The 8821-nt window shown below is 54.0% G+C and carries 13 protein-coding genes and 1 pseudogene; 8 read left to right on the top strand and 6 right to left on the bottom strand.

All coding sequences use genetic code 11. The features are described 5' to 3' along the window. Positions 1-67 precede the first annotated feature (67 nt). Genes CNE01S_RS02030 through CNE01S_RS02045 form a run of 4 tightly spaced genes read left to right on the top strand, consistent with a single transcriptional unit; the run spans position 68 to position 3206 of the window. Complete coding sequence (locus tag CNE01S_RS02030) at positions 68-925, top strand: ABC transporter substrate-binding protein (protein ID WP_061272851.1); 858 nt, start codon at positions 68-70, stop codon at positions 923-925. Position 926: 1 nt separating this feature from the next. Further along, positions 927-1751, top strand: coding sequence for an amino acid ABC transporter ATP-binding protein (locus CNE01S_RS02035; protein ID WP_061272854.1), 825 nt, complete (start codon positions 927-929; stop codon positions 1749-1751). Continuing rightward, positions 1748-2521, top strand: coding sequence for an amino acid ABC transporter permease (locus tag CNE01S_RS02040; protein ID WP_061272857.1), 774 nt, complete (start codon positions 1748-1750; stop codon positions 2519-2521). The genes CNE01S_RS02035 and CNE01S_RS02040 overlap by 4 nt, the downstream gene beginning before the upstream one ends. Continuing rightward, positions 2511-3206, top strand: coding sequence for an amino acid ABC transporter permease (locus CNE01S_RS02045; RefSeq protein WP_061272860.1), 696 nt, complete (start codon positions 2511-2513; stop codon positions 3204-3206). Before CNE01S_RS02040 ends, CNE01S_RS02045 begins: the two co-directional genes overlap by 11 nt. On the opposite strand, the gene CNE01S_RS02050 is transcribed toward CNE01S_RS02045, so the two are convergent. Next, positions 3187-3633, bottom strand: coding sequence for a DUF441 domain-containing protein (locus CNE01S_RS02050; protein WP_045784580.1), 447 nt, complete (start codon positions 3631-3633; stop codon positions 3187-3189). The two genes, CNE01S_RS02045 and CNE01S_RS02050, sit on opposite strands and share 20 nt — an antisense overlap. Positions 3634-3783: 150 nt before the next feature. Here CNE01S_RS02050 and yoaI point away from each other — a divergent pair, with 150 nt between their 5' ends. Continuing rightward, entirely contained in the window at positions 3784-3888 is a 105-nt protein-coding gene (gene yoaI, locus CNE01S_RS25960; RefSeq protein ID WP_369406056.1) for a small membrane protein YoaI, read from the top strand. On the opposite strand, the gene CNE01S_RS02055 is transcribed toward yoaI, so the two are convergent. Continuing rightward, positions 3889-4392 (bottom strand): YbaK/prolyl-tRNA synthetase associated domain-containing protein, encoded by a 504-nt coding sequence (locus CNE01S_RS02055; RefSeq protein WP_061272863.1) that lies wholly within the window; start codon positions 4390-4392, stop codon positions 3889-3891. 15 nt (positions 4393-4407) lie between these two features. Next, complete coding sequence (locus CNE01S_RS02060) at positions 4408-4848, bottom strand: NUDIX hydrolase (protein ID WP_245874266.1); 441 nt, start codon at positions 4846-4848, stop codon at positions 4408-4410. Positions 4849-4952: 104 nt separating this feature from the next. Between CNE01S_RS02060 and CNE01S_RS02065 the strand changes: the two genes are divergently transcribed. Beyond that, positions 4953-5378, top strand: a complete 426-nt coding sequence (locus tag CNE01S_RS02065; protein WP_061272868.1) for a GNAT family N-acetyltransferase — start codon at positions 4953-4955, stop codon at positions 5376-5378. Between the two features lie 53 nt (positions 5379-5431). Here the strand turns inward: CNE01S_RS02065 and CNE01S_RS02070 are convergent, their stop codons facing one another. The 3 genes from CNE01S_RS02070 to ycgZ form a co-directional block, all read right to left on the bottom strand. Beyond that, a complete protein-coding gene (locus tag CNE01S_RS02070) occupies positions 5432-5698 on the bottom strand; it encodes a biofilm development regulator YmgB/AriR family protein (RefSeq protein WP_370527395.1) in 267 nt (88 codons plus the stop codon). Between the two features lie 49 nt (positions 5699-5747). Further along, positions 5748-6026 carry a hypothetical protein gene (locus CNE01S_RS02075; protein WP_061272871.1) on the bottom strand — a complete coding sequence of 93 codons (279 nt, stop codon included), beginning with the start codon at positions 6024-6026 and terminating at the stop codon, positions 5748-5750. A 165-nt stretch (positions 6027-6191) separates the two neighbouring features. Next, the gene (ycgZ, locus tag CNE01S_RS02080; RefSeq protein ID WP_061272873.1) at positions 6192-6440 is read right to left on the bottom strand and encodes a regulatory protein YcgZ; all 249 of its coding nucleotides are present in this window, start codon (positions 6438-6440) and stop codon (positions 6192-6194) included. Between the two features lie 307 nt (positions 6441-6747). Here ycgZ and CNE01S_RS02085 point away from each other — a divergent pair. Together CNE01S_RS02085 and CNE01S_RS02090 are read left to right on the top strand one after the other, a co-directional pair. Next, positions 6748-7937: pseudogene (locus tag CNE01S_RS02085) on the top strand (diguanylate phosphodiesterase). Between the two features lie 130 nt (positions 7938-8067). Continuing rightward, positions 8068-8796 (top strand): MerR family transcriptional regulator, encoded by a 729-nt coding sequence (locus CNE01S_RS02090; RefSeq protein ID WP_061272876.1) that lies wholly within the window; start codon positions 8068-8070, stop codon positions 8794-8796. Positions 8797-8821: the final 25 nt, after the last annotated feature.

Below are 8821 nucleotides of genomic sequence, written 5' to 3' on the forward strand. Positions count from 1 at the left end.
GAGGGGAGGACGCTTGTGCGAGCGTAAAGACATAGCTCGCTCACAGACGGGATAACAAGGAAAATCAATGGCACAGGTAAAGGCTTTAACGCACACAACTTCACACGCTACGACACAACGTAAATTAACGCTCTCTGCTTTGGTTCTGGCCCTGTCCGGCCTGGCCTCCGCCGCGGTTCACGCAGACCAGTTGGCGGATATTCAAAAAGCGGGAGTGGTTAAAGTGGCTACTTTTGACGCAAATCCACCTTTTGGCTCTATAGATGCTAAAACGCACGATATCGTGGGCTATGACGTTGATTTCGCGAAGGCACTGGCTAAATCCCTGGGCGTTAAGCTTGAGCTGGTGGCCACCAACCCGGCGAACCGTATTCCGCTTCTGCAGTCCGGTAAGGTCGATCTTATCGTGGCGGATATCACGATTACGCCGGAACGCGCCCAGGTGGTCGATTTCTCTACCCCTTATTTTGTGACCGGACAGCAGTTCCTGGTCCCGGCATCCGGGCCGGATAAGCTTGATGATTACGCAAAAGGGCGCGTGGGTGCGGTAAAAGGCACCACCGGAGAACAGGCGCTGGTGCAGCGTTTCCCGTCAATTCGAGTGCTTTCTTATGATGATATCCCGCTGGCTTTTACCGCGTTGCGCAACGGTAACGTCCAGGCAATCACTCAGGACAGCACTATTCTTGCCGGGCTGCTGGCCGAAGCGCCGGATAAGGCGAAGTTTAAAATTCTGCCGGACTTGCTGAGCAAGGAAGAGATTGGCGTTGGCGTGAAGAAAGGGGAGCCAGCCCTTTTGAAAGCGGTTAACGACGAGCTGGTGAAGCTGGAACAACATGGCCAGGCAGAGCAAATCTACAACGCCTGGTTTGGCCCGGACAGCAAAACCCCGCAGCCGCGCAGCTTTAAAATTGTAGCCAAATAATATGTTTAAAAGACCGCCTCATTTGTCCGCAGCTTCGGCTGCGGATTTTTTGCATCTGCAGTCCGCCAGCGTTGAGTTTCGCAAAGCGAGTAAAAACTATGGTGAAACTTCCGTCCTGTGCGAGATAGATCTGACGATCGCGGCCGGTGAAGTGGTGGCGATTTGCGGCCCGTCCGGGTCGGGGAAATCCACGCTGATAAGGCTGATCAACCAGCTCGAAACCCTCAGCGACGGCGATATCTATATTGACGGGAAACCAACCCGACGGTTAAGCAGCATCACACTTCGCCGCCTACGAAGCCGGATCGGTTTTGTTTTTCAGCAGTTCAATCTTTATGCCCATCTGACGGCTGAGCAAAACATTACGCTGTCGCTAACTCACGTTCACGGCTGGAAACGTGAGGAGGCACATCAGCAGGCTTTGGCGTTGCTGGCCCGGGTTGGGCTCGCCGAAAAAGCGCAGCATTATCCAGCGCAGCTTTCCGGCGGGCAGCAGCAGCGCGTGGCGATTGCCAGAGCGCTGGCATCATCCCCGCAAATTATTCTGTTTGACGAACCAACGTCGGCTCTCGACCCGGAGATGATCGGTGAAGTTCTGCAGGTAATGAAGGATCTCGCGCACAGCGGCATTACCATGATTGTGGTCACGCATGAGATGCAGTTTGCGCGTGAAATAGCCGACCGCGTGGTGTTCATTGACGGAGGCGCCATTCTCGAGCAGTCCGCGCCGGAGCAGTTTTTCCGCTCGCCGCAGCATCCGCGCGCGCGGCGTTTTCTGCAAAAGGTGCTTGACCCGCTGCATGCCGACGCCAGGGCTGAACCATGAACAGCTATTTTGACTGGGCTGGCGTGCTGACCGGCGCCCCGCGCGCATGGCTTATTTCAGGTTTACTCACCACCGCGTGGGTGACGCTCGCCGGGATAATTATCGCTACGCTGTTTGCCGTACTGCTGTTGGGGTTGCGGCTTGCTGGTGGCAGGGCAGGGCGTTACATCACCGCAAGCTGGGTCTCAGTTTTTCGCAATACGCCTTTGCTGGTGCAGCTGTTGTTCTGGTATTTCGCCGCGTGGAACGCACTGCCGCAGAGCTGGCGCGGGTTTATTAACGACGATCACAGCTGGTCTCAGCTGCCCGGCGGCGTCTGGTGGCTGACGCCGGAGTTTCTCTGCGCGGCGTGGGGACTGGGGGTTTTCACCTCGGCATTTTTGGTGGAGGAGATCCGCAGTGGATTACAGGCGGTGCCGAAGGGGCAAACCGAAGCCGCGCTTTCTCAGGGCTTCTCGGACTGGCAGCTCTTTCGTACCGTGCTGCTGCCCCAGGGCGTGGTTAATGCCTGGCAACCGGTGGTCGGGCAGTATCTCAATCTGATGAAACTCTCGTCGCTGGCGACGGGGATTGGCTTTGCCGAACTCACCAGCCAGGTGCGTCGCATTGAAAGTTATAACGCCCACGCGTTGGGGGCTTTTGCCGCAGGCACGGTGCTTTATCTGCTGCTGGGGCTGGCAATGAGCGGGCTATTTACGCTCTTTGCGCCAGGGAAACGTGGGCCACGTAAAGCAGGGGGAATAAAACCGGAGGCTCAGCATGATCGCTAACGTTTCGGTTATTACCGAGAACCTCGACTATTTGCTTTGGGGGAGAATGGCTCAGGGTGAACCGGGTGGTGTGCTGCTAACGCTGATGATGGCCGTGGGCGCTGGCGTGCTTGCCCTTGGACTCGGTTTATTGCTGGCCTGTGCTGCCTGGCGTTACGGCGGCATTGTGCGGCGAGCGCTTTTCCTCTGGGCAGATCTTATCCGCGGCATTCCGCTGATATTTGTGATCTTCTGGCTCTATTTCCTGCTGCCTGCCATTACCGGACGTGATTTACCGGGGCCACTAACCGTCACGCTGGCGCTGGCCTGGTTTACCTCTGCGGCGGTGATGTACACCACGCTGGCGGCGCTAAATGCGCTGGCGAAGGGGCAAAGTGAGGCGGCGATCGCCGATGGTTTTACGCCGTGGCAAACGCTGAGGCTGGTGCTGTTGCCCCAGGCGCTGCGCAACGCTTTGCCGTCGTTTGCCGGGCTGTTTATCTCACTGATTAAAGACACGTCGCTGGCGTTTATCGTCAACGTGCCGGAGCTGACAACCGTGGCCGGCCAGGTCAACAGCCGGGTGCAGATTTACCCGGCGGCCATTTTTATTTTTACCGGCCTGGTCTATTACCTGCTGTGCAGCGCGCTGGCCTGGCGTATTCATCGCTGGCAGCGGCCAGGCGCTACTGCTTACCCACAATAAGGGAAACCAGCCCGGCGGCAATGAGCGGCCCAACGGGGACGCCACGGAACAGGGCGACGCCAAGGACGGTGCCGACAAGCAGGCCGCCCACCAGGCCAGGCTGGCTTCCCATCAGCGTAACGCCGCGTCCGCCGAGCCACGAAACGGCTATCCCGACGGCAATTGCCACCAGTGATTTCCAGTGAGTAAAAGAGTGAATCAGGTTGCTGGCGGGCAGGGTGCCGCTGGCTATTGGGGCCATCACGCCGATAGTCAGAATAATGATCCCCACCGTCAGACCCTGTTTCTCAATCCACGGAAAGAAGGTGTTCAGCGGGGTTACGCGCACAATAATCAGTACGAGGATTGAAACCGCGACGGTGGTGTTATGGCTGACAAAACCTAATCCAGCCAGCGCCAGGAGGATCAGAAGTGTGGGGTCAAAAATCATGATATATCCTTGCCAAATAAGAGGTTTTTAACTTTTATTGTTGTGGTGAATGGCCGACAGCGATTCTGTGGCCGTTCATCATTCTGTCATTTTTGTGGTCAATAATTAAGCGATGTGACAGCAGGAAACGGCTTTCAGGAGAAAAGAATGGGCGACCCGGCTTTATTCGATACGATTTGCATCACTGCCGCATTTATCGGGATCGCTTCGGGGTTGGTGCTGTCTGTCCTTTATCTCGAACGCCTCGGGTAGCTATTCAGCGCGGTGAAAATTGACCAACTCCGGGCGCGCAATGCGCAAGTAATCCTGTGTATCCATCACCACTGATTTTTCCAGTAACCCTGCATTAAACGCAATTTCCGAAAAACGCTCGAAAATGGACGGATCGGCCACCAGCCGCAGCTGCGCGTGAAAGCTGAACGGCGGAATAGCGCCAAACACACATCGCGTTAATTCATCCACTTCCGCCGGACTTGCCAGCGACGCTTTCAGGCCGCCAAGCTGCTGCGCCAGCTGGCTCAGATCCGCTTGTTTATCCGCCGCGAGAATGGCCAGCACGTGCAGCTTGACGCCGTTCCCTTTGACTTTGCAGACCAGCGCCTTTGCGCCCTGACCAAGCTCGGTACCGCGGATAGCCGAGACCTCTTCACATTTCCCCGCCGCGACATGGTTTACCACGCGGTAGCGAGCCTGCTGTTGTTCCAGTAAATCGATGAGTTGTTGATGGATGTCTTCGCCTTTTGCCTGCGGTGTCATTGCGCTGCCTCCTTTTTACCAGCCGTATTCGGAATAAATCTCGCCGTTGATAATAGCGCTGATGGCCTGCTTAACATAGGGCACGGTATTTTCCGGCAGCCGCCTGATATTGACCCATAGCAACTCAGAATGCTTATCTGGTTCGGCGACGTAAGGCTGCCCCAGCCAGTCAGAACAGAGAAAGAAGTGGCCCATCCAGGAGCGATCTTCGGTTTTAACGTGCATCGAGTGACCGAGCTTCAACTGTTCGGTATTGATGGTGACGCCCGTTTCTTCATTTGCCTCTCTTGCCGCGGCGCTGAGCTGCGTTTCTCCGTTCTCAAGTCCGCCCGCGGGCAGGCTGTAGAAGCCGTCCATCCAGCCGGTGTTGGCCCTGCGGATAAGACAAATTTCATCGTCACGGCGCAGCACAACAAAGACCGCGACGGAAAGCTGATAGCGTTCTCTTCTCATCATTTTCGACTCTTGCTTTTGTGGTCTGTAAATATATACAGTGTTATTGACCAGGTTCAACGCAAGAACTGGTAGGGCGACAATGGGCAATGTCAGTGGAGAACGCGATGTCGGGTTTCAATCTAGAAATTTCTGATCACATCAACGAAGAGCATTCGTTGCCTATCGAAGCGGGGCTTAGCGAGTTTAACGCCGCCATGAGCGGGCTAAACGATCGTAAACCGCTAGCGGTTGTGGTGCGCAGTCCCGAGAGCGGGAAAGTCGTGGGTGGCATGCTGGGGCGTTCTTCATTGGGCGTGCTGTTTATCGATCTTTTTTACCTGCCGCCGGCGCTGAGAGCCCACGGGCTGGGAAGCGAGATCCTGAGGACGTTTGAAGCGGAAGGACGCAGGCGCGGCTGCGTGGCGGCCTTTTTATATACCATCAGTTTTCAGGCACCGGACTTTTACCGAAAGCATGGCTGGGAAGAATTTGGCAAAATTGACTGTTTGCCCGAAGGCACCAGCCGGTATTTTATGAAGAAGGCGCTTTAGGCTAACAAAAATAAAGGCCGGTCAATGCCGGCCTCTTATGCGTTGTACGCTTTTTAAATATCGTCCATGGTGTGGCCGACAACAATTTCCAGCGCGTTGCGGTAGACATCGCACATTACCACATCGTCGGTGGTCTCCAGGGCGTCAACCAGCCACAGAATAATGGCTTTGTTGGAGACGGATTTATTGGCAGACAGAATGGCCGTGATTGCCTGAGAAATGGCCGCGTTCTCTTCGGCATGCCGGTCTCCGGAGCTTCTGATGTAGTCGGATAATGCCTGGCTGGCATGCCCGGTATGTATTTCAGAGGTATTGGAAATTAGCTGTGTCATAGTCACTCACCGTTTTTCAGTTATTGGCCATGGGCCGCTAGTGGACGTTTTTTGCGTTACGCTGGTTAGTCTCTACCGCTTTTAAACGCGCTTCTTTTTCTGTCTTTCCCGCTGAGGCCTGGGAAATATTGCCCTCGATTTCACCGATAATTTTTTGCAGCACTCGACGCCGCCGTGGATCCTGTTCTGTCATGAGCATCGCTTCTAACCTGGCCACCAGGGCACGGGTGTTTATCGCGCTGTTGCCGTTGAGCAGTGATAAGGCTGCTTCACCGATAATCTCATCCGTTAATTGTTCATCGTCGCTTCTCTGCATGTCGTTACTCCTGATTTCCCCGCCAGTGTTTGAATAAATGCTGGCATGAAGTCATTAGCCGGAGCCTGAGAATGAGGAAGGATTCAGCATTTACAACTCTGTGGCTTCACTCCCGAGAGGGCGCGCAGGCCATTAATCTTCTGGCACTCCGATTTGGCTATCACCTTAGCGGGCGAAAAGCATGCCCAGCAGCGCCTGATAATGCTTTTCCTCTTCTGGCTCGGAAACCCTGTCCAGGCGAGAGAGCAATTTTGTACAGATCGCCTTTCGGTTCAGGTTGCGGCCATCGCTAAGAATTTCGAGCACGATTTGCCCCATAGTTTCCTGCTGGGAGAGCGGTGCGGCACCGCTGAAGTAGCGGGCGATATCGTTTTCTGCGGTGTTCTGGCCGGACGTAAAAGTGTTCTGTCGCATAAGTCGCTCCTGTAAGTTCACACTTTGCAAGATGTTAACTAAGTTATGCAATTGCTATAAAAACTGTACATAAAGGTGTATTACTTCGCTTGCTATTTTTTGATTAAAAGTGCTAATCATTATTTATCAATTGGTTATATTTATCTCTTTTTAACTTAATGATGCCATAAGTTGTACATTTGCTTTGCGGTGAAACGATGTCGAAAACGTTGGATGTTGTTCAGTTGTTTAGGTTTTGTTGAGTTTATGGCGACGTCAGGGCGTCGTTCTGTTAAGTTATGGCCTTAAACTTCCGCGGGGAACGACCATGCTCACCACTGTCATCTATCGCAGCCACATTCATACCGGCACCCCTTTTGAGGCTTTGCTAGAGATGGTTTCTGTGGCAAACGCGAAAAATATTGAAGCGGATGTGACGGGAATACTGCTTTTCAACGGCACGCATTTCTTTCAGCTGCTGGAAGGCCCGGAAGAAGGCGTGCAGAAGATTTATCGCGCTATCTGTAAAGATGACCGCCATTACAACATTGTTGAGCTGCTTTGTGATTACGCGCCGGCCCGCCGCTTCGGGCGGGTGGGAATGGAGCTTTTTGATTTAAGAGAGCATGATAAAAACGATGTATTACAGGTTGTGCTGGAGAAGGGCACCAGTCGTTATCAGCTGGCCTACGATGATCGCGCTTTAAGTTTTTTCCGTACTTTTATCGAGTCGACGGAAAAAGAAAACTATTTTGAGATCCCTCCGCGTGATTCATGGGAATTTATCATCGATGCGCCAGCTCATCCGGCAGCCGGCAAGCAAATTCCGCGTGAACACATAACCTTCAGCCTATTATTGACCCGATGGCCCGTTCCGTCGCGGCTATCGAGGCGTTAGCCGCGGATCCTGTTTCAGCTGAAGCGCTGGATGGCGATGTTTACCAACTCGATCTCCTGCGCGCGAAGGCGGCTTTTGCCGCAGCTCAGGCTGCTAACATTGGCCGGCAAACGCTCTGCATCAATCTGCAGCCCATGACGCTGGTGATGATTCCTCGCACCGTAGAACAGCTGCTGGCAGATATAGAGACAAACAGACTTGTCCCTGAGCAGGTGGTGATTGAATTCACCGAAAGCGAGATCATTCCTCATATGGAGGCGTTTACCGACGCTATCAGGCAGCTTAAATCGGCAGGTATTAAGCTGGCGATTGATGATTTTGGCGCAGGATTTGCTGGCCTGCAGCTGCTGGCGCAGTTTCAGCCGGAGAGGCTCAAGATTAATTGGGAGCTGATTCGGGACATCCATAAAAGCGGGCCACGGCAGGCCATTATTCTGGCGATCATCAGGTGCTGTGCCTCGCTTGAAATCGCGGTCTCTGCCACCGGGATTGAACAACCGGAAGAGTGGATGTGGCTGGAGGCGGCGGGTATCTCGCACTTCCAGGGCAACCTGTTCGCCAAACCCTGTGTGGGAGGCTCTTTCAGGATTGCCTGGCCAGAACGTAAGGCCGAACAGTAATTTCTGTCCTGGTGACTTCCCCAAAAGCTTTTAGGTTTCACTTGTACAACCCGGAAAAAAATTGTACACATTGAACAGATTGACTAGTGTTTTAATGGAAGCGTGAGATCTGTGTACGGGGAGGGACACTATGGCCTATTACACTATCGGTGATGTAGCAGAGCGATGTGGCATCAACCCGGTCACCCTGCGGGCCTGGCAGCGCCGCTACGGTTTGCTGAAACCTCAGCGCAGCGAGGGCGGCCATCGGCAGTTTGATGATGCAGACGTTCAGCGCATTGAAGAAATTAAGTACTGGATGAGCAAAGGCGTTTCCGTGGGCAAAGTAAAAGCCCTGCTGGAGCGTAGCCACGTGCCGGAAGAGCAGCTGTGGGTGACGTTGCAGGAAGAAATGATGCTTCTGCTCAGGAAGGTTAACCCTGCGAAGCTACGCGAGAAAATTGTGGCCCTGAGCCGGGAACACAGCGCCGACCTGCTTATCGACAATCTCTTGTTACCTGTGAGAAACAAACTCGCTCAGGATGAGTCTACGGCTTCGTTGATGCGTAGCCTGCTCGATGGCGTATTGATCCGCCACTGCGCTCAATGCCTGGCAGAAGCGCAAAGCCAAAGTGGGGAAGAGATCGTGCTTATTGGCTGGCAAACGGACGATCGAACAGCCTTGTGGCTGGAGGCGTGGCGTCTATCCCGCCGGGACAAGAATGTTAACGTGCTTGCCGAACCGGTTGAAACGTTACGCCCGGAGCTTTTCCCCGGCCAGCATATTTTTTTGTGGACGGGAACAACGCTGTCGCAAGCGCAGCAAGAACAGCTTGCTCACTGGAAGCAGTGGGGATACGACATTGAGCTTCATCAATAAGTGGGCGCAAGCCTGATTCAGATTA

The sequence above is a fragment of the Cedecea neteri NBRC 105707 = ATCC 33855 genome (assembly GCF_001571265.1).
Lineage (GTDB): Bacteria > Pseudomonadota > Gammaproteobacteria > Enterobacterales > Enterobacteriaceae > Cedecea > Cedecea neteri.